This window comes from Plectonema cf. radiosum LEGE 06105, assembly GCF_015207665.1.
Classification (GTDB): domain Bacteria; phylum Cyanobacteriota; class Cyanobacteriia; order Cyanobacteriales; family Nostocaceae; genus Rivularia; species Rivularia radiosa_A.
Genome location: NZ_JADEWL010000022.1, coordinates 50503 through 75139 on the forward strand (window position 1 = coordinate 50503; position 24637 = coordinate 75139).

The following is a 24637-nucleotide window of genomic DNA, read 5'->3' on the forward strand; positions in this document are numbered from 1 at the left end:
TTCGATGTTCGCTGTTTTTATTGCTGTTAAATTTGATTTTTACTCTTTGTTAGAAGTCGGGTTTTTACAAAAATTTTTTGTTACTACAGATATTTATCCTAAAAACCCGGCTTCTCCCGACTTAAATCTACTATCAATCCAAAAACTTTGTTCGTCAAGAGCCAATATTATCGAAGAAATATTAATTGCACGTGCCCCGGAGGGGAGCGATCGCAATTTAACTTTCACGGAAATAGCCTCCACTTTGTTCACTGTATTGTCTTTTAACCTCGACTGAAACTGTGATATCACTGTTAACTGATTTAAATTTACTCTTCGGAAGAAAAATGTACCACCAGAACTGATAAACTAAATTGCGATCGCAATAGTTTTTCCATCATGTATGTAAGTACTAGTCAAGCGGCAGAAATTTTAAATATTTCAAGCTCTAGAATGCGCTACTTAGTTACTGAAGGTAGAGTTAAAGGAGCTTATAAAGCTGGAAGAAATTGGATAATTCCCTTATTTGAAGGAAATCCGATTATTAGTCGGGGTAGTCGCGGTCCAAAAGCCAAATGGTGTAGGAGAAATCCTCCAACAACTAGAATTCATGTGAATAGACATAGAATTCAACAAAATCTCAAACAACAAAATTTAGTTCCCGTAATTACAGTCAAACATCGCGGTCAGAATATTTACGGTTTTTCAGTGAAGATAAATGGTCCTTGTGAAGTCGTTTATCGACCAGAAAAACCGTTAAGTTGTGGTGCCGTACTTTGGGTTGAAACTCATTCGTCAGTGGAAGTTGAATGCAGTAAATCTAATCAGGAAGATAGCTTTATAGTTAGTACAGGTTAAAAACTCCCCAATATTCTTCTTTGCCGGTTTATGAATAAATCGCTCAAACAAACACCAGTAATTTTAATTGGTGGCTCTTCTCATGTAGGCAAATCAACTCTTGCACAATATCAAACAGCAAAGCTTGGTTGGAATTATCTTTGTACGGACAAACTCGCTCGTCATCCCGGACGACCTTGGGTAAAACCAAAAGATAAAGCTATTCGAGAATACGTAGCACAGCATTATAAAACTTTGTCTACCGAAGCTCTTTTTTTAGATGTATTGTCGCATTACGAGAAAAATGTGTTGCCACAGGTAGAGGCTATTGTTCGTTCTCATGCAGTTGATTTATCAAGGAAATGTCTTGTAATTGAAGGTTCTGCCTTATATCCATCATTGGTTGCGAATTTAGTTAGGGAAAATGGTGTGAAAGCAATTTGGCTTACCGCTAGCGACCAATTCTTCCAAAACCGTATCAAGGGTGAAAGTAATTTTGAGCGTGTGAGTGAAGATGAAAAGCATTTAATTCAAAAGTTTATCGACCGTACCCTACTCTACAATAAACATATGAGGGAAGAGGTTGAGCGTCTGGGATTTATATATATTGATGTCGAATCAACCTCAACAGTTGATGAACTTGCAAGCAAATGTATGGAATTGATATCGGAAAACGTCTAGAATTCCGGGTCTTTTTATACTTAATCCGGAAAAGCCAAACCACTCCTGGGGTCGCGGATGTATAATCCTAAAGTCAGACTTCGCATCACTTCATCCCATACTGGTGTTAATTGTTCAGCTTGGTCAGCCCAAAACTCATAGGTAATTAAACATTGAATATTTGAACCAATCGCAATACAAGTCCGGGAAAAAGCTTCTCGTGGTTCTTCCTGAGTATCGATAAATTTCATCTCAATCCAGACTATTCTGGCAGTTTGACGTTTGACGGTAATTACTTCGCCAACTTCAAAAGGATTGCGAGTATCATCTTCAATTATCTTCTTTAAAGTACGCTTGAGGGGAAATAAACTCCAGTCTCTAGGTGGTAAATGATTGTAAGATACTTCCAACCCGCAATCATCATCGGGCGGTTTTTTATCGCAAAACCTGAACGAATTTTCTTTGGGTTCAAAATGCCAATTGTGAGGAACATTGAAGCGAACAGCCCCTCTACCCGCGACAAATATCTTATATTCCGGTGGAGATTCCCAATGATGGTCGGGCTTTAGTTCAAGCGTTTCCTTAATCCAGTTGAGATTACTTTTTTTACGCTTTGCCATAAGTTCTTCTTGTATTCGTCCACTTGATCAATACTACCAAATTGGCAATATTTAGCTACATTAAATCTATCTATTGATATGCTCCCATCTTAATCTCCCACCACACAACGCTCTGTCAACTGTCAACTGATAATAGTTCAATTTGTACCCTAAATCTTGGAAAATAAGAATAAATTACTTAGGGTTCACTTTATGACTTTAAAACGTCGGCATTTTCTATATTTACTCGGAGTTGGTGTAAGTACATTTGCTTTGGAGAGTAGTGCTTTAGCGAATGAAAAATCTTCTACTTCGACAATTGCTCAAAATAGCTCGGATGCTGTAAAGTTACCGCCTTTACCTTACGATTATAAAGCCTTGGAACCCCACATAGATGCCAGAACAATGGAGTTTCATCATGATAAACATCATGCAGCTTATGTGAAGAATTTGAATGCAGCTTTGAATAAACATCCAGAGTTGAAGCAAAAAAGCGTCGAAGAATTATTGGTTAATCTCAATGCTGTACCGCAAGATATTCGCAATACAGTACGGAATAATGGTGGCGGTCATGTGAACCACTCGATGTTTTGGAAAATCATGAAACCCAATGGTGGCGGGGAACCCAACGGCGCGATCGCAACTGCTATTAATGATAATTTTGGTAGTTTTATTGACTTTAAAAATCAATTTAACGAAGCTGGTGCAAAACGTTTTGGTAGTGGTTGGGCTTGGTTGGTGCGAAATAAAAATGGCAAATTGGAAGTAATGAGTACCGCTAACCAAGATAGCCCTTTTAGTGAAGGTAAATATCCCATCATGGGTAACGATGTTTGGGAACACGCTTATTATCTTAATTACCAAAACCGCCGTAATGATTATTTAGAAGCTTGGTGGAATACAATTAACTGGGATGAAGTTAATCAACGATTTGAACAAGCTCAGAAATTTGTTTAAAGTTTAAATTTAGTTATAGGGGAGGTAAATTTTCCTGTGTTTTCCTCCCCTAATATTAAATTAAAAAGGACATTGCTCGGTTAGTCAGCAACTTCGTGTAAAGAATGATAAAGATTGCCATTTTTTGTTCAATAAATGATTAGTTTCCATAATTAAATTAAATAGAATTAGTCAAACCAAATTAGTCAAGCCAAAAATACAAATCGATTTTCTATTTGCTTGCAGATAGATTAGAGCTATAAAATTATAGATAAAAACTTAGGTTGGGTTTTACGATATGAGTTAGTAGAGTTTTCCTAACTTACTTATGGGTAAAAACATATTTTTATTCAAAATAATCCCAACATTTCCAGACAACGACGAGTAATTTTAATTCGGGCAGGAGCTAATTTAACTATTGGCATATCAATATTAGTAGCAAAATAATATACTTGATTATTCTGCTCCAAATATCCCACAAACCAACCAATATTAGGATTTGTACTAGTTACCCAACCTGTTTTTCCTCGTAAGGTATAATCGGGGGTTTGCTCGACTATCATCATATCTTTGACTAAATTCAAATTACGTTGTGAAAATGGTAAATTTCCATCATGAACCTTATTTAAAAACTCAATTTGTTGTTTAGGAGTAATTTTTAAAAGTCCTTCCAACCAAAATTTATCTATATTTTCTACCGTACCAATTTGTTGATTACCATAACCTACTTGATTCACAAAATTTTGCATCCGCTCGTTACCAACTTTACGAGCTAAAACTTGATAAAACCAAACTGTAGAATTTTTAAAAGCTTGACGAAGATTTGTATCTTGGTTCCATGCATCAATATCCCGTTTAATACCATCCCAAGTTAAAACAGTAACATCATCTTTAATAACTCCCGTTTCTAAAGCAATTAATGTATTTAAAATCTTGAACGTAGAAGCGGGGAAGAAAGCTTTGGAATTACGAGAAGAATTATGTTCGTAAAATCTCTTATTACTCGCATCATAAATTACAATTGAGCCTTCTTCAACACCAAACTCTTTAAAAACACGTCCAAAATTAATTTTAGATTGTGCTATCAAACTTCCACCATTAACTTCTTGTTCTCTTTCCTCTGCGCTCTCCGCGCGCCACTTGCTACAAGTCGGGGAACCCGCCCAACGCAGTGGCTTGTCTCTGCGGTTTTTTAATCGATTATCTTCCGTATCTAAAGGAGTTGCAACAATAGGAAAAAATATTAATACGACAAAACCAATTCCACAAACTTTCTGCAACAAACAGGATAAAGCCATGACCAAATTATCTCCTAACATGAGATTTAAAGCTGATTATCAAACAACTCTAAAACATGATTCCAAGCATCGGGAGCCGCTTGAGGATTATAACTGGGATTTTCTGCTAAAAATGGATATTTATCGACAAAAAATCCGGCAAAAAATCCATGCCCTGCATCATATCTAAAGACACGATGATTAATATTGTGTTTTTTCAATTCTGCCTCTATCTTCTGATTATCTTCTTGGGATATTAATGAATCTTTTGTCCCAAAAAAAGTATATATAGTACCTTTAATTTCAGAAGTACGATTTAAAGTTGGAATTTCTTCACCATAACTAGAAGTGGTAATTCCACCTCCATAAAATGAAGCAGTCGCTTTGATATCGGGTAAAGTTGCAGCCATATAAGCCACATGACCACCAAAACAAAAACCAATACAACCAATCGAATCAGTTTTTATATTAGGTAAACTTTTCAAATAAGTAATAGTAGCTTGAATATCGCTGAATATTTCTTGATATTTTACTTGTTGATAACATTCCATACCCCGACGATAAGCTTCTGAACTGTAACCACAATCTTCTGCACTAAATCCATACTCAAAACCAGGAGCAACTCGTTGAAACATTGCTGGCGCAATTGCGATATATCCTTGTTTAGCAATTAGTTCGGTAATATCTCGAATATTCCTATTCACCCCAAAAATTTCTTGAAAAACGATAACCGCACTTCTATTCCCTTCACCTGCTGGTTGTGCTAAATAAGCATCAATTAATAAATTATTATGAGGAATTTCAACCCATTTCGTATTAATTTCAATTTTTTTCATTGGCTTACCTCTGGTTTTATGTTATTTACTAAATTACTAAATTACTAATTATTATTCCCTTGAAAACAGGAAATTACCGATTTGAGGGAATAGGGAACATCTAAGGAAAATAAACTATATCGGTAATCTTAGAGAATTTTGGGAGTAATTGCATTAACGCAAACTGAATTGAAGCCGATAATTGCGAATAGATTATCTAATTTGAGTAATATTGTTAGATAACCGATGATTGGTGTTACTGTAAAACCTTCGATAAAATACCTGCTATCTCAGTTCCACCTTTCTGCTGCACAAAATTGAGAATTATTGGGAAAAACTTTGTTACCATATCCCCATTCATTCCCAACTGTGAAAAGCCACCAGCCAAACTCATCAAATTTCCTAAAGCAGCACCTTGATTACCCCCCATCATCCCAGCAGCCATACCACCTAAAGCACCCATCATACCACCACCGGATTCACTAGGTGCAGCACCTAAAAGTGTATCTAAACCAGGAATAACCGATGCAACCTTTGCGAATTCTCCACCTCCGAGTTTATCTTGAGCAAGCTTTAAAATTAATCCAGCCCCTCCTTTCGCTTGCTCTTCCTGTACCCCTAAATTGCTGATGAGTTGTTCAACGAGTTCCATAATTTAACTCCTATTTAAGGATTCCTTAACGGTTTTCCATTACACGAGTTTATTTACCCATCAATTATCCCTGCCGTCAAGGTGTTATGTGTAAAGTTGAATATTGCGATCGCGAAGCGAGTAAGGCAAGCAGATCGCGCTAAGAAGTAGGATTTATTGCCACGGAGTGGTAAGCATCGTAAATTAAATTAATGAATTAAATTGATAAATTAAATTTATTGTGATAAACCCTCTCCATCTTCAATTTCTCCACCTCCAACCTCAATCTTTGATTCTCTTCCTTAACCAACTCAACTTCACTCTTTTTACTCAAAGCTTGATGAATTGCTAACTTCCGCATATCCAAAGAAAACCAGCGCTGATAAGTTTGAGTATGTACCTGTACACTATGTCCCAAATTATCTGCTGCGGCTTTGATGGGAATTCCCAAAATATGCGCCCGAATAGCCCAAGCATGACGTAAATCGTAGGGTTTGAAGTCTAATCCGATTTTACGAAACCACCAACTAATTCGCTGTATTAATGCCGTTATTTGTGCATGATTATTTTTATCTTTTTGATTAATTACATCTACTAGCATCTTTATATATTCGGGATTTCGTAAATCAAAATCTACAATCCATTGTTTATATAAAGGCAATACAGTTCGCTCCCCAGTTTTACAATCTTGATCAACTTTCCATGTCATATCTGTATTATCATCACTCAACCACCAATCAATATTAGGATTAATAAAAAGCTCTCGGGGACGTAAACCAAAAACTGCTAACATTCCATATGTCCAACGCCATAATTGCCAGCTATCTTGAACATTTTTATTAACTTGTTTACCTCTAATATTCAGGTAATCTACGAATTTAATAAACCCCGTAGATATCTCTACATCCGTCGGTATCTTCCGGGAATTATGTGCAGGCATTTTAGAATATTTCGATAAATCAATATTGATTTTGAATGTTTTACAAAATGCCGATATTGCTCTTGCAGCATTATATCTTGCCCATTCTTTGTTGATTTTTTCAATTGAATTGACTAAATTTTCAACCGTTGCTAAGTCTTGTGGATTAGTAAATCGCTTAGTTCGAGTAAAGTAATAATAAAAAGTATGCTCGCTTTTTGTGGTGCGTTTATGGGTTTTAAAATATTCCTCTTCAAATTTTTGCAGTAATTCACCAATCGTTTGAAAATCTTTTTTAATTGCCTCATTCCCTAAATATTTATCATTCCAGACAAAGGTTTTTCGAGCAATTAACTTTCCTAATTCATAAGCCTCTTCCTCCGCTGTTTTTAAACCATCTAAATTCCCCGGAATATTCAAACTGAGATTATATTGTTTTCTCCCAGTTCCCTTTATATCCTTGTCTCCCGGTTTAATTGGTAATGTCGCTCGTAATTGTAAACTTCCATTAGATTCCCGAATTGTGACTTTTGTTTTCGCAGACTTCAAACGCAGATTAACCTGTTGCAATTCCTGTAATATTTCTGCTCTCATGTGTTCCTTTTGCTGCTTTAATTGCAGCCATGAACCCAGAAAACTGCGATCGGTAGATGGAAGTGGCTCCATGTCTGCAAAGGCTGATTAATATTTGTTTTGACCCTGGTTATGCATCGTACTTTGTATTAGCCTACATTTAGCCTAAAAATAATGGTGTTATCACCAAACAAACTTGATGAAAAATACTGTTCAAAATGAACATTTAGCCGTTGAAAGCATTAAACCATAAAAAAGCATACTCCGGTCCTTATCACGGTTATGATGGCTTCGCTATCTTCGCTCGTGATATGGATTTAGCAATCAACAATCCTTCCTGGAAATTAATTGGAACTCCTTGGAAGAAAGAAAAAGCAAACGCTACTGTTAAAGCTGCTGCTTAAGGATTAGGAATTGGTCGGGGGAAAGATTCCCCCTATTTCTTAATTTATCTTCGCGCACCACTAACTTTTATTTACTAACAACGAACCTAATCGGTAAGTTTGGAGACACATAATGCCACAGAATCCCGAAAAAATTCAAGACCACGTAGAGCTATTTCACCAACCAGAATACCAGGAACTTTTCGAGAACAAGAAAAAGTTTGAAGGTGGACACGACCCCGAAGAAGTTAAAAAGGTTGCAGAATGGACTAAATCTTGGGAATACCGTGAAAAGAACTTCGCTCGTGAAGCTTTAACGGTTAACCCTGCTAAAGGTTGTCAACCCTTGGGAGCAATTTACGCTGCTGCTGGTTTTGAAGGTACTTTACCTTTTGTGCAAGGTACCTATGGTTGATTTGCAAGTCTAATATGTCGTAAACTGTTCCCTGTAAACAATCTTATTCTACTAATTGTTTAACTAAAACATTTCATAAATTAGTAAATATTTAGTCAATGAAACAAGACATACAGGGTCACGTTTTTAATGATTTCGATCCACCTGCTACAACAGATGGTAGCTATAGGGGGGTAAAACATCATAGTGATGAAACTAATAAACACTATCAAATGAAACTAGAAGTTAAACTAGTACAAATCAACCAACGATTAAAGGATGGCAAGACTAAAGTTAGTTTAGAGATAACTGGCAACGCTATTCAGCTACGAGCAACCTTACCCATTAAGCCAGACGATACTAGTGCTAATGGTAAAAACACTAAGCAATATAAAATTAGCTTAGGAATACCTGCTAATTTTGATGGTTTAAAGACTGCTGAGGAAGAAGCTTATGAGCTAGGTAGACTCATAGCTAGAAAAATTTTTGTTTGGAATGATAAGTACTTAGGTAGTCAAGCAACAAAAAATCAAAATATTACTTTTAGGGAATTTTATAATCAATTAGAAAGTAGATATTTTGAAAAAAGAAAAAGGAATATGAAAAGTGAGCATTCGTTTCATAGTCTTAGGTATTCATTTCATAAAAGTTTAATCAATGATGAAATCATAAATTTAGAAAATTTAAGAAAAAGTATACTTTCAGTTGATGAACCATATACACGCAATAAAACAATACGCGCTTGTGATTATATCTGCAAAGAGTTAGGGCTAGAGTTTAAATTTAACGATCTAAAATTAAAGCAAGTTCCCAAAACAAGAAATATTCCTAGCGATCGAATCATAGTAGAATCTTTATCACTGCTTAATGACAGGATTACAAAAATATCAAGATACGGAGCTAGTACAATCCCAAAAAATAAAGCTATGCAATTCATATACAAATTACTGGCAATATATGGCTTACGTCCAAGAGAAGTCATAAATAAACCGGATTTGGATTGGTTAATGTCACTTGAAAATAAACACAACACTTTTAAAGTTCATGAATCAAATAAAACTGGATACAGGGAAGTGTTCCCATTTGTACCTGATTGGATAGAATTGTTCGATTTAAAAAATGATATAGATGGATGTCAAGCTTTAAAACTTTTTTGTAGCTGGAAAAATGAAAGGCAACTTACTGATAAGGTAAGTATTGTTTCTAAGTATTTTTTAGCATCTAAATTGAGTTTTGTTCCTTATGATTTAAGACACGCTTGCGCGATTAGAGCGCATTTACAAGGAATACCATTAAAAGTTAGTGCCGATAACTTAGGACACACAGTTGATGAGCATACTAAAACTTATCAACGTCATTTTGGCTTAGAAAATAGACGACTAGCTTTTGAACAAAAATTTAAAGAAATAAATCAAGTAGAAACGTTGAAAGATGAAAATACAAGGTTACGCAAAGAAATAGCTGAGTTAAAACTTGAGGTAGCAAGAATTAAGCTTGAAACTCAGATTTAAATACTAAATTAACAGTAAATTAACCAATGTACTACAAACTTATACTTATTTCTGTAAAAAAATTATCTTTTTAACTTAAATTATTTTTTGATTAGAAATTAGTAAATAAGTAGTCAATAAAAGTAATTAAAATTATTGTTTCATCTGATATTTATGTTTGTTAAGCTAGCAATCTTAGTCAAAAGTTAGTCAATAATTAGCCGATGATAATTGAAAGCTTTGATATGCAAATATTTTAATTATCTTGTTTTTTGTGCAAGGTTCACAGGGTTGTGTAGCATACTTCCGTACTCACTTAACTCGTCACTTTAAAGAGCCGTTCTCTGCTGTTTCTTCCTCTATGACTGAAGATGCTGCGGTATTCGGTGGTTTGAAGAACATGATTGATGGCTTGACCAACGCTTACAAGCTGTACAATCCTAAAATGATTGCCGTTTCCACTACCTGTATGGCTGAGGTAATTGGTGACGACTTGGGTTCATTTATCGGTAATGCTAAAAACGAAGGTGGCATTCCTGAAGATTTACCCATTCCTTTCGCTCATACCCCCAGTTTCGTAGGTTCTCATATTACCGGCTACGATAATATGCTAAAGGGTATTCTTTTGAATCTTACTGAAGGTAAGAAGAAAGATAAAACCAATGGCAAAATCAATATCATCCCCGGTTTTGATACTTATGTTGGTAACTTGCGCGAAGTTAAGCGGATTGCTAACTTGATGGGTATCGACTACACTTTGTTGGCTGACAACTCCGATTACGTTGATTCACCCAACGACGGCGAATTCCATATGTACACCAAGGGTACTAAATTGGAAGATGCTGCTGATTCAATTAATGCTGAAGGTACACTCTGTTTGCAAAGACACTCTACCACTAAGACTCGCGAATATATTGAGAAAGAGTGGAAACAGAAAACAGATGTTGTTAGCCCTTGGGGTATTACTGGTACCGATGAGTTGTTAATGAAACTCAGCGAAATGACTGGTAAGCCCATCCCTGAAGAATTAGAAGAAGAGCGCGGTCGTGCAGTTGATGCTATGACTGACTCCCACGCTTGGTTGCATGGTAAGCGTTTTGCTATCTACGGCGACCCCGACTTAGTATATGGTGTAACCAGATTCTTGATGGAATTGGGTGCTGAACCCGTACACGTTTTGGTTCATAACTCCACTGAAAAGCTTGGAGACGAAATCACACAATTGTGTTCTAACAACGAATACGGTAAAGGTGCTACCTTCTGGCCCGGTAAAGACTTATGGCATATGCGTTCTCTAATGTGTTTACTATCAAATGGTAATTGGTAATGGGTAATGGGTAATTGGTAATTGGTAATTGGTAATTGGTAATTGGTAATGGGTAATGGGTAATGGGTAATTTGAACCTTTAACCTCTAACCTCTAACCTCTAACCTTTAACCTCTAACCTTTAACCTTTAACCTCTAATCTTAAACCTTTAAATTTCTGTTTGTAAGATAAAATTAATCAGCGGCGCACAACGATAAACCATCGCAGCACGACTATCAACACCAAGTTTAATAAAAGTTCGACGTAAGTGAGTTGAAACAGTCCACTCACTAATTTGCAATCGATTGGCAATTTGTTTATTAGAATAACCTAGGGCAACAAAAGCAGCAATCTGTAATTCTCTTGCAGTCAATAAATCTGATACAGTGGATTTTGAGATTTGAATTGCATCTTTAGCCTTCATTATTAAACAATATTGGTCTTTAATCTCAATCCTTCCCACAACGGAATAGTAATCAGCCTCCTCTGGTGGAATTAAATCATGTTGTGCATAATCATTTGAATTTATGCCAAACCAAACAATCATATATTTAGCATCTTGTAGACAAAATTCACCTAAAATTCCTAATCCATTTGATTGTGCTAGTGCTTGGAGACAAGCTTTATTGGGGTCTAATAAATTATTCATAATATATATAAATCAAGACTAAACTACATAGGTTATTAATAACTACTAGATTTGATACCAGAACCCTTGCATATTTGTCCAAAGGTAATTTTCTGTTTTCAAATCTTGTATTTCATCTTTCAATGATAAATTTGTATTAGTTACCAGATTTGTTCTAGATATAGTTTCCGTCGCAGCCGAAGCAACTACCAAATGTAGAACAACAATATGTATATCAGCCCAGAAAATTTTAGCTAATCCAGCACTAATAAATAATTGTCGTAAATATTCAGATTCCAGAGCAACAATCGGGTCTTTTGTTGTCAAATATTTACAAGGTATACCCCAACTTGATAAAGCTTTACATATATCTGGAGGATTATTATTTGCAAAATCACTAGGTAACTGATAAGTCAAAATAAAAGCAGAACCCAAACTTACACTAAGCGCTACAGCATCTCGAAAAGCTAAAGTTAAAACATCATTTGCTGATGGAAGCAGATTAATTTGAGCATCCAAAGAACGTGCTAAAGTTTCCCAATGAAAAAAGATTTCTGGTTCTCTATCTCTAGGAATTAATGATTCTCGTAGACTATCTCCAAGCCAAAATAAATTTAATCTACTTAAGTCCTTTCCCCCCCTTACCTTTTCCCATTCTTTAAGCGACCAAACCTTTTCTTCCAAACAAGCAGGCTTCTCAAATAAATTGTTTTCTAAGGTATTAGTTCTCGGAAATACTAATTCTGGTCGGTTTAAATAAAGATTGAGATTGTCGAGAATGTACCAGAGTTCTCGCACTACCCACAATTCCATTACTTTTCCTAAGTTTTTATATAGGAGTAGTCCGGAGGGCGATAGGGCAAGCACTGGATCTATTACACAGCGAGGACGTTGTTGATTGTTGTTTAATAAACTTTCTACCTGCATCACCTGATAATCCTACGTTACAATCGCTGATAATTTTGTCTGAAATAGGAACTCGCTGAGGTAGGGTATGTTGATCAACGCTAATTATTTCTAATTTTTATCAATCAAAATGAATATTGTCGTTTGTGGGTTCAATATTTACGACTTATTAATTAGGATGTTAGACATTATTTTTTACTCCATTATTGCATATGAATTGCATTTTCAATTCAGAAGTCAAACTTTCACTGTCATCGGTTGATATAAATCTGGATAATCAACAGTATCTATTTTCAGTTTGAGTATAACTATCTATCCGAGGATAGAAATATATTAGGTTTGTCATGGTTCAATAATAATTAATCATCTCCCAAAAGACTCAACTTTTATAAAGTATCTCAATTCATATCTAAGATTATTGCTTAGGGAGTAGCATATTCGTGCTACTCGATATTAACTACACGGAATAAGTGACTTGAATTCATGTTGTATAAAGGTTTATTACTACTGTTAACCAGCAATTTCGTATACCATTAAGTACAGTAAAAATCAGGAATGAAAATTATCATGGGCTTACCCGTAAGATTTTGACGGCTAGTTAGTTAAAAAATAGTTCTTTACTATTTTAAATTTTTATTCTGATTATGTTTGTTTCTTATCCTTAACAAATGTTTTGACAATTTAATATTTTTTCAAGGTATTGAATTTTCTTCATGCCCAATGATAACTAATAACATTGGAACTGCTTTGATTCAGTTTCACAAGGAAATAGATGACTGCGAACAAGCATTAATAGAGCTAATAAAGGTAAAAAAAATGACTTCTGAACGCTCTGTGGAAATCAATCGAACTAATAAACAATTGCAACAAACTCCCATCGCAATTATCGGCATGGGTTCACTATTCCCTCAAGCTAAGAATTTACAAGAATATTGGGAAACAATTATTGCCGGTGTAGACTGTATAACTGATGTTCCTGCGTCGCGGTGGAGTGTTGAAGATTATTATCATCCCGACCCGAAAATACCTGATAAAACTTATTGTAAAAGAGGTGGATTTATTCCCGAAGTTGACTTTAATCCCATGGAATTCGGACTACCTCCAAATCAATTGGAAGTTACAGATATTTCTCAATTATTAGGGTTAGTTGTAGCCAAACAAGCGTTTTGTGATGCGGGTTATGATTCGGAAAGTGGGTTTAATCACGATCGCACTGGGGTAATTTTGGGGGTAGCATTAGCAAGACAACTGACTATGCCTTTGGCTGCTAGGTTGCAGTATCCGGTATGGGAAAAAGTTCTCAAAAGCAGCGGTTTATCTGACAAAGATATACAAAATATTATTGAAAAAATTAAAAGCGCTTATATTAATTGGGATACTAATGCTTTCCCAGGAATGCTAGCGAATATTGTCGCTGGCAGAATCGCTAATCGCTTTGATTTGGGGGGAACTAACTGTGTTGTTGATGCTGCTTGTGCGAGTTCGTTGAGTGCGTTATCAATGGCAATTAGTGAATTAGTTGAGTATCGTGCCGATATGATGCTCACAGGTGGAGTTGACACCGATAACTCGATTGTTGCCTATATGTGTTTCAGCAAAACCCCGGCTGTTTCACCTAGCGAAAATGTCAAACCTTTTGATGCAGAATCAGATGGGATGATGTTGGGTGAAGGTATCGGAATGTTGGTACTCAAACGGTTAGAAGATGCCGAGCGAGATAACGATCGAATATATGCGGTAATTAAAGGTGTGGGAACTTCCAGTGATGGAAGACATAAAAGTATTTATGCACCCCGTGCCGAAGGTCAGATGAAGGCTTTGGAACGAGCATATCAAGAAGCTGGATTTACGCCGCAAACTGTTGGTTTAATTGAAGCACACGGTACGGGAACAATGGCGGGAGACCCGGCGGAATTTGCCGCTTTGAAGGCTGTATTTAGTCAGGATAATTTTTCTCAATCTATTGCTTTGGGCAGTGTGAAATCTCAGATTGGACACACTAAAGCCGCTGCGGGAGCCGCAAGTTTAATTAAAACGGCTTTGGCTTTGCATCATAAGGTTTTACCGCCGACGATTAATGTTAATCAACCAAATCCTAAGTTAGAAATTGAGTCTTCACCGTTTTATTTAAATACCCAAACTCGTCCTTGGTTACAAGTAGGGAAGACACCCCGACGTGCTGGTGTGAGTTCTTTTGGTTTTGGTGGTACTAACTTTCATATTGTCTTGGAAGAATATCACACTCAGGATAAAGTGTATCGCATCCACCGTACTCCTCAAGAGTTATTGTTGTTTGCACCGACACCGGAACAGTTATTCGCCGAATGTGAATCTGCTATCTTCAAATTACAGTCGGATCAGAAGGAAGAATATTACAAAGAGTTAGTTAATCAAAGTAAATCGGCTTGTTTACCGATCGCAGCAGCTAGATTGGGATTTGTTGCTAACTCTGTAACTGAGACAATCAAGAAGTTGCAAATATGCATAGATTGGTTGAAAAAGCAACCGGAAGCGCAAAATTGGCAGCACCCCCAAGGATTATATTACCGTAAGCAGGGAATGGAGTTGCAGGGTAAGGTAGTAGCTTTATTTTCCGGTCAAGGTTCTCAGTATTTAGAGATGGGAAGGGAATTAGTAATCAATTTTCCCTTATTACAGCAAACTTATCATCAAGTTGATAGTTTGTTTGAGGAAGCTGGTTTATCACCCATTTCCGAGAAAGTATTTCCTCCTCCGGTGTTTGATACGAATCAAAGACATTTACAAGCCAAGGTTTTGCAGCAAACTGAGGTATCTCAACCGGCAATTGGTGCATTTAGTGTCGGATTATATAAAATATTGCAACAAGCTGGATTTAAACCGGATATTGTTGCTGGACATAGTTTTGGTGAACTGACTGCTTTATGGGCTGCGTCCGTATTCAGTGATGAGGATTATTTTTACTTGGTTAAGCAGCGCGGACAAGCAATGGCAAAACCCGACGATTTTGATCGGGATACGGGAGCGATGGTTGCGGTTAAGGGTAATGTGGGAGAAGTTAAAGCAATATTAAAGGATTTTCCCCAAGTCCGAGTTGCTAATTGTAATTCTCCTGAGCAGGTAGTTTTAGCCGGTACTACTGATAAAGTTAATCAGTTACAGCAGGTTTTGATCGATAAGGGTTTTTCCGCTATGAACTTACCTGTTTCTGGTGCTTTTCATACTCCACTGATTAGCTATGCTCAAAAACCTTTTGCTCAAGCGGTTAGTAAGGTGACTTTTAATAGTCCTAAAATTCCTGTTTTTACTAATACTACTGCTACACTTTATCCTCAAGAATCTGAAGCTATTAGAAGAAATTTGCAAGCTCATATCGGTCAATCGGTGCTGTTTGAGCAAGAAATTGAAAATATTTACAATCAAGGTGGTTATTGTTTTGTTGAATTTGGTCCTAGAAGTATATTAACTAACTTAGTACATGAGATTTTAGGTTCCCGTCCACATATGGCGATCGCCGTTAATGGTAGCCGTCAAAAAGATAGCGACTATCAACTTCGAGAAGCTGTAGTACAGTTGCGCGTAGCTGGTTTACCGTTAACGAATCTCGATCCTCATCAGTTAGATTTGAAGCTACCAGAAGTTAAATCTAATCCAGCTTTAAATGTAAAATTGGGTAGTTTTAATTACGTTTCTGATAAAACTAAAGCGGTATTTACGCAAAATTTATCAAATGGGCAACAAAATGGGAATTTAGTTACAGCTAGTACTCAAGTATTAAACGGCAACGGATATAAACAACCTTCAAAAGAAAAATTGTTAGGAGAAAAGGCGATCGCTCTGATGAATGATTCTTCCTATTTACAAAACGGACATTCAGTAACGGCAATTGTTAATGAGTTTGAACCCTGGAGTAATGGTAAGCAATCTGAATCTCAACAGTCGTTAGTAGGAAAACAACGAGTTACTCCCTTGCCGTTAGAAGATTACGGAAATAAAAACGCCCCAGACGCAGAGAACACAGAGGAAAGAGATGAAGAGAGAATGGTAATTTTAGAACGGGATAGGAGTATTGTTTGTTTAGAATCTAGTATTGAACAATTTAGTCAAGCTCAAAGTCAAACTCTGGAAGTTCACGGGCAATATTTGGATAATCAGAAGGAATATGTACAAAGTGTTTTTCAACTGATGCAGCAGCAGAGTAGTTTATTTTCTAATATTGTTCAGTCGGGAAAAAGTCAACCTGTAGAACAAATTATTGCCAGTGTGGAAAGGAGTATGATCAGGGTTCATAACCATCAAGCTGATACCCTGCACCTGCATCAAAAATATTTACAAGCACAGGTTGAATCGACACAAAATTTCTTTGAGTTAACCCAGCAAGGTTATTCACATCTTTTAAAAGGTGATGAAATAGAGTGTTATAAAAGACATAAAAACGTGGTTTTAGATGGTGTAAACACGGAGAAAAATCGAAGAGAACAGGTTATCATTGAGCAATCGATACCTGTTGCTGTAGCTGCTGTAGAAGTTAATCAAAATGGCTCGAAAATACACCATAGAGACAAAAACAATGGGATTGTAGATAAAACTGAAAATATACCAGAAAAATCCTTAGCAATCAATATCGATACTTTGAGTAAGACTCTACTAAGTGTCGTCAGCGATAAAACTGGGTATCCATTGGAAATGCTGGAATTAGAGATGGATATTGAAGCAGATTTGGGAATTGATTCGATTAAAAGGGTTGAGATTATCGGTGGATTACAAGAACAATTACCCAATTTACCACAACCAAATCTGGAAGAAATGGCAGAGGTAGAATTGCGTACTATTGGTCAAATTGTAGATTATATGCAGGGTTTGAAAGAGGGAGTAGGGAGTAGGGAGCAGTTAGAAACTCCTTTCTTGGATAACGGGGTTTTAAACAATAAAACAGAGGTTCAGATTAACGATACAAAACAGTTATCGGTAATTGAGAAGGATACTCTTAGTAAAACTTTACTGATGGTAGTGAGTGAAAAAACTGGTTATCCGGGGGAAATGCTTGACTTAGAGATGGATATTGAGGCAGACTTGGGAATTGATTCAATTAAACGAGTTGAGATAATTGGTGGATTGCAAGAACAATTACCCGATTTACCACAACCGAATCTCGAAGAAATGGCAGAAATAGAACTGCGAACCCTTGGACAAATTGTAGATTATATGCAGTCTCTGACAACAGAGACTGAAAAAAAAAAGCAACCCCAATTCAAACCAATCAAACCAAAGCATCATATTAGTCGAGCAAAGGTAAAACAACAGTTTCTACCAAAGCCGGATAAATTGGAATTTGATTTACCAGTAGGACATATTTGTTTGTTAACTGATGATGGTTCTCAACTTACTGGTAAATTAGCTCAAACTCTCAAAGATAAAGGTTTGATGGTAGTAGTTATGAATTTTCCTCAATCAGTAAAATCATCATTACCATTGGGTATTGAGCGGATAACTTTAGAAAATGGTAGCGATGAAGAAATAAAAACACAATTGACTACAATTAAACTAAATTATGGAGAAATTGCTGCTTTTATACATTTACATCCTGTTCATCAAGCAGAAACAGCAATTATCAAACAAGTGTTTTTGCTTGCAAAACATCTCAAAACTTCACTGACTCAAGCGGGAAAATTGGGACGTAGTTGTTTTATGACAGTGACTCGTTTAGATGGTGAATTAGGTTGTTCCGGGAAAAATCAACTTAGTGCAATTACAGGGGGATTATTTGGTTTAACTAAATCTTTGCGATGGGAATGGCAATCGGTTTTTTGTAGAGCAATAGATTTGAATCCCGATTTCGATACTACCATTGCAACACAACATATTCTTGCCGAATTTCACGACCCGAATCGTTTAATTTCTGAGGTAGGGTATGGTACACGAGGAAGAATGACACTCATAAGTTAGGAGTTAGGAGTTAGGAGTTAGGAGTGAGGAGTTATGAGTGAGGAGTTAGGAGTTAGGAGTTGAGAATTGATAACTGTCAACTGTCCACTGTCAACTGATAATCATGATTAATCAAAATACAGTTTGTCTAATAACTGGTGGTGGTAAAGGAATCACTGCTAAATCGGCTATTAAAGTAGCGCAACAGTATAAATGTAAATTTGTTTTATTAGGGCGATCGCCATTAGATGATAATATTCCGGAACCGGATTGGGTGCGAGAATGTAGTTCGGAAGTAGAGTTAAAACGGCGAATATTGGAACAACTTTTGGCTGAGGGTGAGAAACCAAAGCCAATGATGGTACAGCAAAAGTATCAAGCAATTGCTTCTCAACGGGAAATTGAACAAACTATCACAGCTATTCAACAAGCGGGAGGAGAAGCTGAATATATCAGTGTTGATGTTAGCGATGAAAATGCATTGCAACAAAAATTAACTGAAGTTCAACAAAGGTTAGGTAAAATAACTGCAATCATTCACGGTGCTGGTAATTTAGCAGATAAACCGATTGAAAAGAAAACGGAATCGGATTTTGATCGAGTTTATAATCCCAAAGTTAAAGGATTAAATAATTTACTAAATTGTATATCTCCGAGTCAATTAGATTCCTTGATTTTATTTTCCTCGGTGGTGGGATTTTATGGAAATGCGGGACAAACAGATTATGCAATTGCGAATGAAACTTTGAATAAAACAGCTTATTCAATGAAACAAAAATATCCCGATTGTCATGTAGTTGCAATTAATTGGGGACCTTGGGATAGTGGTATGGTGAGTTCAGAACTCAAACAAGCATTTGAGAGACGTAATATCAAGACAATTCCCGTGGAAGTCGGGACACAAATGTTAGTTGAAGAACTTGTAACTGAAAATAAAGAAGTACAAGTAATCATCGGTTCTCCCCTAACACCTCTTCCTGTTGCTTTAAATTCAGAATTACAAAAAATTCGTATCCGTCGTCATTTAAACTTAAAAGATAATCCATTTTTACACGACCATGCAATTGCAGGTTATCCAGTTTTGCCAGCAACTTGTGCAATTAATTGGATTACAAATACCTGTGAACAACTTTATCCAGGATATAAATTTTTTAGCTGTCAAAACTACAAAGTTTTAAAAGGAATTGTATTTAATGATGATTTAGCAGAAGAATATATTTTAGACTTACAAGAAACAGCTAAAAATAATGGTAATGAAATTATAATTGATGCCAAAATATCGAGTCAAAATCAACAAGGTAAAACCCGTTATCACTTTAGCACTAGAATCACACTTAAACAGCAAATCATTCAACGTCCACTGTACGAATCATTAGATTTAACAGTAAATAGTGCAAAATTTACATCTAAAACAGAAATATATCAACAAGGAGGAGCAAGCTTATTTCACGGTGCGTGTTTTCAAGGAGTAGAAAAAGTTTTAAATATCAACTCCGAAAAAATCACTATTCAATGTAAACTACCAACTATAGACCTAGAAAAACAAGGACAATTTCCCGTCCAAACCTTCAACCCTTACATCATTGACGTAGAAATACATTCACTTTGGCTATGGGTACAAAACTTCCATCAATGTGGTTGCTTACCTTCAGAAATAGTTAATTACGAACAATTTGCTTCTATCCCCTTTGACCAAACATTTTATATTACCTGTCAAATCAAAACCAAAACCGAAACAACAGCAACAGCCGAAATCATCGCTCATGATAACCAAGGAAAAATATACAACAAAATGCAACAAGCAAAAGCAACAATATTTAATCAGTTAACAGTTATCAGTTAACAGTTATCAGTTATCTTTTCTCTGCCGTTAGGAAATAAACATATAGAAAACTAGACGAAAAATCCATGGTAAATATAAATCACCAAAATCACAAAATAGCCATAACTGGTATCAACATCAACAGTAACTCATCCAAAGAACTAGATAACTTTGAACGCAATATTTATGAAGGAAAACAATATAATATTTCTTCCCAAACCAACTTAAAAATAATTGAAATAGCCAAAAATGCCCAAATAGATACAAATAATAAAATAGCAGTAATAATCACCCCCGACCAAAATATTTCACAAACAGAACTTAGTAATCTTCCCTTTACTCATACCGCAACATCAAAAACTGTATTTAACGCCATAAAAATGGCACAAAAACTACTTATCATTAGAGAAGTAGACACAGTTGTGATTATTTCTCATACTGCTGCATTAGCCTTAAAATTGTATGCTGATGCTCAGAAAAAACATCAACCTATTTATGCCATAATTGATGCATTAACTATATCTCAAAATACTTCCCCAACCGCACAAAGAATTACCCAAACTTGTCAGCAAACTTTTAACATTGCTGGAGTGAAACCTGAAGATATTGGTTATTTAGAAATTTGTAGTAATAGTATTTTAGAACCAAAAAAGTTAGAAATTCAAGGATTAGTTACAGCTTATCAAAGTGGAGTAAAATTAAATTGTGCAGTAGGTAGCGTCAAAGATAATATCGATAATAGCTCAATATCAGAAATTGAAAGTGTTATCAAAACTGTTTTATGCCTATACTATCGCTATATTCCCCCCGTACCTAAATGGTCTAATCCTAAATATCCCGAACTATGGGAAAACAGTCCTTTTTATGTTGATAATCAATCAAAACCCTGGTTTTTATCAACAGAAACTAGTAAAAGAATTGCTGCTATTAATAATTTAAATAACGATAATGTAGCTCATTTAATTTTATCAGAAGCACCATATCAACAACGCGACAGTAGATATTTGTCGCAAATACCTTATTATTTATTTCCCTTAGCTGCGGATGAATCTTCTAATTTATTAGAACAAATTCAACAACTAGAAAAAACAATATCACAGAGCGATTCTCTTAATATTGCCGCAGCACAAACTTATAGATATTATCAACAACATAAAAATGCAGCTTATGCTGTAGCGATTATCGGACGCAATCACAATGAATTGCAACGAGAAATAAAAAGCGCTCTCAAAGGTGTTAAGAATGCCTTTGAAACTGGGGGAGAATGGAAAACTCCTGTAGGTAGCTACTTCACTGCTAAACCATTAGGGAAAAAAGGTAAAGTAGCTTTTGTGTATCCCGGTGCTTACAGTTCCTATATCGGAATAGCTCGGAATTTATTCCGCTTATTTCCCAAAATTTGGGATTCTCCAGTCATTGAAAATTTGTACAATCGTGTAGCTAATATCGAAAAACTTCTTTATCCCCGTAGCTTAACCGCTTTGACTAAAAGACAATTAGAGGTTGTAGAACAGCAGTTAATAGATAATCCCTTGTCGATGTTGGAATCCGAAGTTGGTTTTGCGGCATTGATGAGTGCTATTCTCAAAGATTATTTTGCACTACAACCTCAATCTTGTTTTGGTTACAGTTTGGGTGAAGTTAGTATGGCGATCGCCCAAGGAATTTGGACTGGTTTTAACCAAACTAGCAACAGTTTGAATTCCTCGGAACTATTTACCACAAGATTATCAGGTGATAAAAATGCGGTACGGGAATATTGGGGATTAACACAAGAAAAAATTAAAGGAGAATTTTGGGGTAACTACGTGTTAATGGCTGATGTTTCCCAAGTTAAAGAACAACTGAAAAAAGAGCCAAGGGTTTATTTAACTCAGATTAATACAGCGCAAGAAATGGTGATTGCTGGGGAGATAGCAGCTTGTCAGAGAGTAATTAAAGCAATTGGATGTAATGCGATTCCGGCACCTTTTAATCATGTCATCCACTGTGAAGCAATGGCTTCCGAATACGATGAACTTGTAAAACTACACACCCTATCTATTAACAACCAACCAGAGATAGATTTTTATTCAGCATCAAATTACGGACAGCTTAACCTTGATAGTGAGGTTATGAGTCATAGTATTGCCAAAGTGTTGTGTCAACAGTTTGATTTTCCTCAATTAATAAATCGTGTATATGATTCAGGTGCGAAAATTTTTGTAGAAGTAGGGGCTGGAAACGCTTGTTCACGGTGGATTAGTGAAAATCTTAAACAACGAGAACATACCACAATATTTCTCAATCGTCGCGGAGTTCCGGAACATACAACATTAGTTAGAGGTTTAGCTCAACTTTTTTCTCATCGAGTTTCTTTATCATTATCGGCTTTATACGAACAGCAACAGCCGGAAAAAATATATTTAGAAACATCACGGGGAGCAACTCCTATTAGTGATAAGGAGATGAAAAATAAGGTTGATTTGAGCAAAATTCAAAATCAATATCAGGAAGTAATGGTTACTTTATCTTCACGTTATTGGAGTAAATTTACTATGGAAGAATGGTATACATCTGTAAATTTTCACGGTGGAAATACACAAATATTAAATGTACCAGAATATCAAGATATTAAAGTATTTCCTCAAACAGTAAATCACCAGAGTATTAGTCTTAATAAACAAATAAATCCAATAAATTCCATAAAAACAATAAATTCAACATTAGCAAATGATAAAACATCAAAATTTATTCAATCTAATTCCCGAAAAATCAGTGAAGCTAATCAACAAAATAGCCAAGCTCATCTAGCTTTTTTAAAAAACAGACAATCATCATTTGCACAAATGGTAAAAATGGTTGAGTTTCAGTTGACAGTGGACAGTTATCAGTAAACAGTTATCAGTTAACAATTCTCCATTACCAATTACCAATTACCAATTACCAATTCCCCATTACCAATTACCAATTACCCATTACCATATGACTAGCATCAATATAGCTCCGGAAAAAAATGGACATCATTCACAACCGACTAATTTACTGACAAATAGTCATCAAGATATTGTCTTTGATGAAACAGGAATTAAAAGTAAATTATTAACTTTAAATAAACCTTGTTACGTTGTGAGAGTCAATGGAAAAATTGGATTTACCAATCAATTTCATCCAACAGAACAATTAGAATTACTCATGGCACTACCACCTCTAACAATGGAACAATTAGGGGACAGAAACTTTATTGAATTCCATAAAGTAAAATACGCTTATACCGCAGGTGCAATGGCTGGTGGGATTGCTTCCGAAGAATTAGTCATTGCTTTTGGAAAAGCCGGAATTCTCAGTTCCTTTGGTGCTGGTGGGTTGAGTCCCGAACGTATCGAAACTGCAATCAAGACTATTCAACAAGCTTTACCACAAGGACCATATGCTTTTAACCTCCTCCATAGTCCCAGCGAACCGGCAATGGAACGGGGTACAGTAGACTTGTATATACAATATGGAGTTAAAACCGTTGAAGCCTCCGCTTTCCTGGATTTAACCCCCGCAATCGTTTATTATCGTGCCGCTGGATTAAGTCTGAATAGTAATAATCAAATTGAAATTAATCACAAAGTAATTGCCAAAGTTTCCCGCAAAGAAGTAGCGAGTAAATTCCTTGCTCCTGCACCATCCAAAATACTTGAAGAACTGGTCAATCAAGGCTTAATTAGCCAACTACAGGCAACTTTAGCACAAAAAGTTCCCATGGCTGATGATATCACCGTTGAAGCAGATTCTGGTGGACATACAGATAATCGTCCTTTAGTTTGTTTGTTGCCTTCTATACTCGAACTCAGGGATGAAATTCAGGGTGAATACAGATATAAATATCCCGTAAGAATAGGTGTAGCTGGAGGAATAGCCACTCCCCAATCAGCATTAGCAGCTTTGATGATGGGTGCAGCTTACATAGTGACAGGTTCCATCAATCAATCTTGTGTAGAAGCAGGAACCTCTGAATATACCAAAAAATTGCTTGCACAAGCGGAAATGACAGACGTAATCATGGCACCAGCCGCTGATATGTTTGAAATGGGAGTCAAATTGCAAGTACTTAAACGGGGAACACTTTTTGGAATGCGATCGCAAAAATTATATGAACTTTATCAGCGTTATGATTCGATTGAGGATATCCCTGTTGTAGAAAGAGAAAAGGTAGAGAAACAAGTGTTTCGTCAAAGTTTGGATGCAGTTTGGCAAAGTACTCAAACATATTTATCACAACGTAGTCCCCAAAAGTTAGAAAGAGCTAATAAAAATCCTAAATTCAAAATGGCATTAATTTTCCGGTGGTATCTGGGTTTATCCTCCCGATGGTCAAACTCCGGAGAACAAGGAAGAGAAACCGACTATCAAATTTGGTGTGGTCCAGCAATGGGAGCTTTCAACAACTGGGTAAAAGACACTTATCTTGCTCAACCACAAAATCGACACGTCGTTGATATTGCTTACCATATCCTCACCGGAACAGTATATTTATACCGAATCCAAAACCTCAAATTACAAGGATTAGAATTACCCCCACGTTTTGCTCAATATCACCCCGGATGAGG

General features: G+C 36.1%; 19 protein-coding genes. 12 read left to right on the forward strand and 7 right to left on the reverse strand.

Features of this window, described 5'->3' with window-relative positions; genetic code table 11:
• The first annotated feature begins 4 nt into the window (after window positions 1-4).
• From IQ247_RS09865 to IQ247_RS09875, 3 genes are all read left to right on the forward strand, one after another.
• On the forward strand, window positions 5-277 hold the full coding sequence (locus IQ247_RS09865) for a hypothetical protein (RefSeq protein ID WP_193919425.1): 273 nt from the start codon (window positions 5-7) through the stop codon (window positions 275-277).
• A gap of 101 nt (window positions 278-378) precedes the next feature.
• Window positions 379-837 (forward strand): helix-turn-helix domain-containing protein, encoded by a 459-nt coding sequence (locus IQ247_RS09870; RefSeq protein WP_193919426.1) that lies wholly within the window; start codon window positions 379-381, stop codon window positions 835-837.
• A 30-nt stretch (window positions 838-867) separates the two neighbouring features.
• A complete protein-coding gene (locus tag IQ247_RS09875) occupies window positions 868-1497 on the forward strand; it encodes a 2-phosphoglycerate kinase (RefSeq protein WP_193919427.1) in 630 nt (209 codons plus the stop codon).
• A gap of 20 nt (window positions 1498-1517) precedes the next feature.
• Here IQ247_RS09875 and IQ247_RS09880 read toward each other — a convergent pair whose 3' ends face one another.
• Window positions 1518-2096, reverse strand: a complete 579-nt coding sequence (locus IQ247_RS09880; protein ID WP_193919428.1) for an Alr1449 family protein — start codon at window positions 2094-2096, stop codon at window positions 1518-1520.
• A 192-nt stretch (window positions 2097-2288) separates the two neighbouring features.
• Here IQ247_RS09880 and IQ247_RS09885 point away from each other — a divergent pair, with 192 nt between their 5' ends.
• Window positions 2289-3032: a superoxide dismutase gene (locus IQ247_RS09885; RefSeq protein ID WP_193919429.1), complete on the forward strand. Its 744-nt coding sequence runs from the start codon at window positions 2289-2291 to the stop codon at window positions 3030-3032.
• A 329-nt stretch (window positions 3033-3361) separates the two neighbouring features.
• On the opposite strand, the gene blaOXA is transcribed toward IQ247_RS09885, so the two are convergent.
• The 4 genes from blaOXA to IQ247_RS09905 all read right to left on the reverse strand — a co-directional run bounded on the left by blaOXA (window position 3362) and on the right by IQ247_RS09905 (window position 7319).
• Entirely contained in the window at window positions 3362-4309 is a 948-nt protein-coding gene (gene blaOXA / locus IQ247_RS09890; protein WP_193919430.1) for a class D beta-lactamase, read from the reverse strand.
• Window positions 4310-4335: 26 nt separating this feature from the next.
• On the reverse strand, window positions 4336-5124 hold the full coding sequence (locus IQ247_RS09895) for a dienelactone hydrolase family protein (protein WP_193919431.1): 789 nt from the start codon (window positions 5122-5124) through the stop codon (window positions 4336-4338).
• A gap of 235 nt (window positions 5125-5359) precedes the next feature.
• A complete protein-coding gene (locus tag IQ247_RS09900) occupies window positions 5360-5755 on the reverse strand; it encodes a DUF2780 domain-containing protein (protein WP_193919432.1) in 396 nt (131 codons plus the stop codon).
• 196 nt (window positions 5756-5951) lie between these two features.
• On the reverse strand, window positions 5952-7319 hold the full coding sequence (locus IQ247_RS09905; protein WP_193919434.1) for a site-specific integrase: 1368 nt from the start codon (window positions 7317-7319) through the stop codon (window positions 5952-5954).
• 140 nt (window positions 7320-7459) lie between these two features.
• On the opposite strand from IQ247_RS09905, the gene IQ247_RS09910 reads away from it, so the two are divergent.
• The 4 genes from IQ247_RS09910 (at window position 7460) to nifK (ending at window position 10820) form a co-directional block, all read left to right on the forward strand.
• Window positions 7460-7630, forward strand: coding sequence for a nitrogenase molybdenum-iron protein subunit alpha (locus tag IQ247_RS09910; protein WP_193919435.1), 171 nt, complete (start codon window positions 7460-7462; stop codon window positions 7628-7630).
• 112 nt (window positions 7631-7742) lie between these two features.
• Window positions 7743-8024, forward strand: coding sequence for a DUF3364 domain-containing protein (locus tag IQ247_RS09915; protein ID WP_322745477.1), 282 nt, complete (start codon window positions 7743-7745; stop codon window positions 8022-8024).
• Between the two features lie 98 nt (window positions 8025-8122).
• Window positions 8123-9514: a site-specific integrase gene (locus IQ247_RS09920; RefSeq protein ID WP_193919437.1), complete on the forward strand. Its 1392-nt coding sequence runs from the start codon at window positions 8123-8125 to the stop codon at window positions 9512-9514.
• 253 nt (window positions 9515-9767) lie between these two features.
• Window positions 9768-10820, forward strand: a complete 1053-nt coding sequence (gene nifK / locus IQ247_RS09925) for a nitrogenase molybdenum-iron protein subunit beta (RefSeq protein ID WP_322745478.1) — start codon at window positions 9768-9770, stop codon at window positions 10818-10820.
• Between the two features lie 149 nt (window positions 10821-10969).
• Here the strand turns inward: nifK and IQ247_RS09930 are convergent, their stop codons facing one another.
• On the reverse strand, window positions 10970-11449 hold the full coding sequence (locus IQ247_RS09930) for a helix-turn-helix domain-containing protein (RefSeq protein WP_228059618.1): 480 nt from the start codon (window positions 11447-11449) through the stop codon (window positions 10970-10972).
• 45 nt (window positions 11450-11494) lie between these two features.
• The gene (locus tag IQ247_RS09935; protein ID WP_193919439.1) at window positions 11495-12358 is read right to left on the reverse strand and encodes a hypothetical protein; all 864 of its coding nucleotides are present in this window, start codon (window positions 12356-12358) and stop codon (window positions 11495-11497) included.
• Between the two features lie 792 nt (window positions 12359-13150).
• Here IQ247_RS09935 and IQ247_RS09940 point away from each other — a divergent pair.
• From IQ247_RS09940 to IQ247_RS09955, 4 genes are all read left to right on the forward strand, one after another.
• Window positions 13151-18259, forward strand: coding sequence for a type I polyketide synthase (locus IQ247_RS09940; protein WP_228059619.1), 5109 nt, complete (start codon window positions 13151-13153; stop codon window positions 18257-18259).
• A gap of 103 nt (window positions 18260-18362) precedes the next feature.
• The gene (locus tag IQ247_RS09945; RefSeq protein ID WP_193919442.1) at window positions 18363-20081 is read left to right on the forward strand and encodes an SDR family NAD(P)-dependent oxidoreductase; all 1719 of its coding nucleotides are present in this window, start codon (window positions 18363-18365) and stop codon (window positions 20079-20081) included.
• A 65-nt stretch (window positions 20082-20146) separates the two neighbouring features.
• Window positions 20147-22936 carry a PfaB family protein gene (locus IQ247_RS09950; protein ID WP_193919444.1) on the forward strand — a complete coding sequence of 930 codons (2790 nt, stop codon included), beginning with the start codon at window positions 20147-20149 and terminating at the stop codon, window positions 22934-22936.
• An 88-nt stretch (window positions 22937-23024) separates the two neighbouring features.
• Window positions 23025-24635 carry a PfaD family polyunsaturated fatty acid/polyketide biosynthesis protein gene (locus IQ247_RS09955; RefSeq protein WP_193919445.1) on the forward strand — a complete coding sequence of 537 codons (1611 nt, stop codon included), beginning with the start codon at window positions 23025-23027 and terminating at the stop codon, window positions 24633-24635.
• The last annotated feature ends 2 nt before the right edge of the window (window positions 24636-24637 follow it).

Excerpts from the sequence above, each read along its gene's own strand:
- IQ247_RS09865 (WP_193919425.1), top strand. The coding sequence starts at position 5 with ATGTTCGCTGTTTTTATTGCTGTTAAATTTGATTTTTACTCTTTGTTA.
- IQ247_RS09870 (WP_193919426.1), top strand. The coding sequence starts at position 379 with ATGTATGTAAGTACTAGTCAAGCGGCAGAAATTTTAAATATTTCAAGC.
- IQ247_RS09875 (WP_193919427.1), top strand. The coding sequence starts at position 868 with ATGAATAAATCGCTCAAACAAACACCAGTAATTTTAATTGGTGGCTCT.
- IQ247_RS09880 (WP_193919428.1), bottom strand. The coding sequence starts at position 2,096 with ATGGCAAAGCGTAAAAAAAGTAATCTCAACTGGATTAAGGAAACGCTT.
- IQ247_RS09885 (WP_193919429.1), top strand. The coding sequence starts at position 2,289 with ATGACTTTAAAACGTCGGCATTTTCTATATTTACTCGGAGTTGGTGTA.
- blaOXA (WP_193919430.1), bottom strand. The coding sequence starts at position 4,309 with ATGGCTTTATCCTGTTTGTTGCAGAAAGTTTGTGGAATTGGTTTTGTC.
- IQ247_RS09895 (WP_193919431.1), bottom strand. The coding sequence starts at position 5,124 with ATGAAAAAAATTGAAATTAATACGAAATGGGTTGAAATTCCTCATAAT.
- IQ247_RS09900 (WP_193919432.1), bottom strand. The coding sequence starts at position 5,755 with ATGGAACTCGTTGAACAACTCATCAGCAATTTAGGGGTACAGGAAGAG.
- IQ247_RS09905 (WP_193919434.1), bottom strand. The coding sequence starts at position 7,319 with ATGGAGCCACTTCCATCTACCGATCGCAGTTTTCTGGGTTCATGGCTG.
- IQ247_RS09915 (WP_322745477.1), top strand. The coding sequence starts at position 7,743 with ATGCCACAGAATCCCGAAAAAATTCAAGACCACGTAGAGCTATTTCAC.
- IQ247_RS09920 (WP_193919437.1), top strand. The coding sequence starts at position 8,123 with ATGAAACAAGACATACAGGGTCACGTTTTTAATGATTTCGATCCACCT.
- IQ247_RS09930 (WP_228059618.1), bottom strand. The coding sequence starts at position 11,449 with ATGAATAATTTATTAGACCCCAATAAAGCTTGTCTCCAAGCACTAGCA.
- IQ247_RS09940 (WP_228059619.1), top strand. The coding sequence starts at position 13,151 with ATGACTTCTGAACGCTCTGTGGAAATCAATCGAACTAATAAACAATTG.
- IQ247_RS09945 (WP_193919442.1), top strand. The coding sequence starts at position 18,363 with ATGATTAATCAAAATACAGTTTGTCTAATAACTGGTGGTGGTAAAGGA.
- IQ247_RS09950 (WP_193919444.1), top strand. The coding sequence starts at position 20,147 with ATGGTAAATATAAATCACCAAAATCACAAAATAGCCATAACTGGTATC.
- IQ247_RS09955 (WP_193919445.1), top strand. The coding sequence starts at position 23,025 with ATGACTAGCATCAATATAGCTCCGGAAAAAAATGGACATCATTCACAA.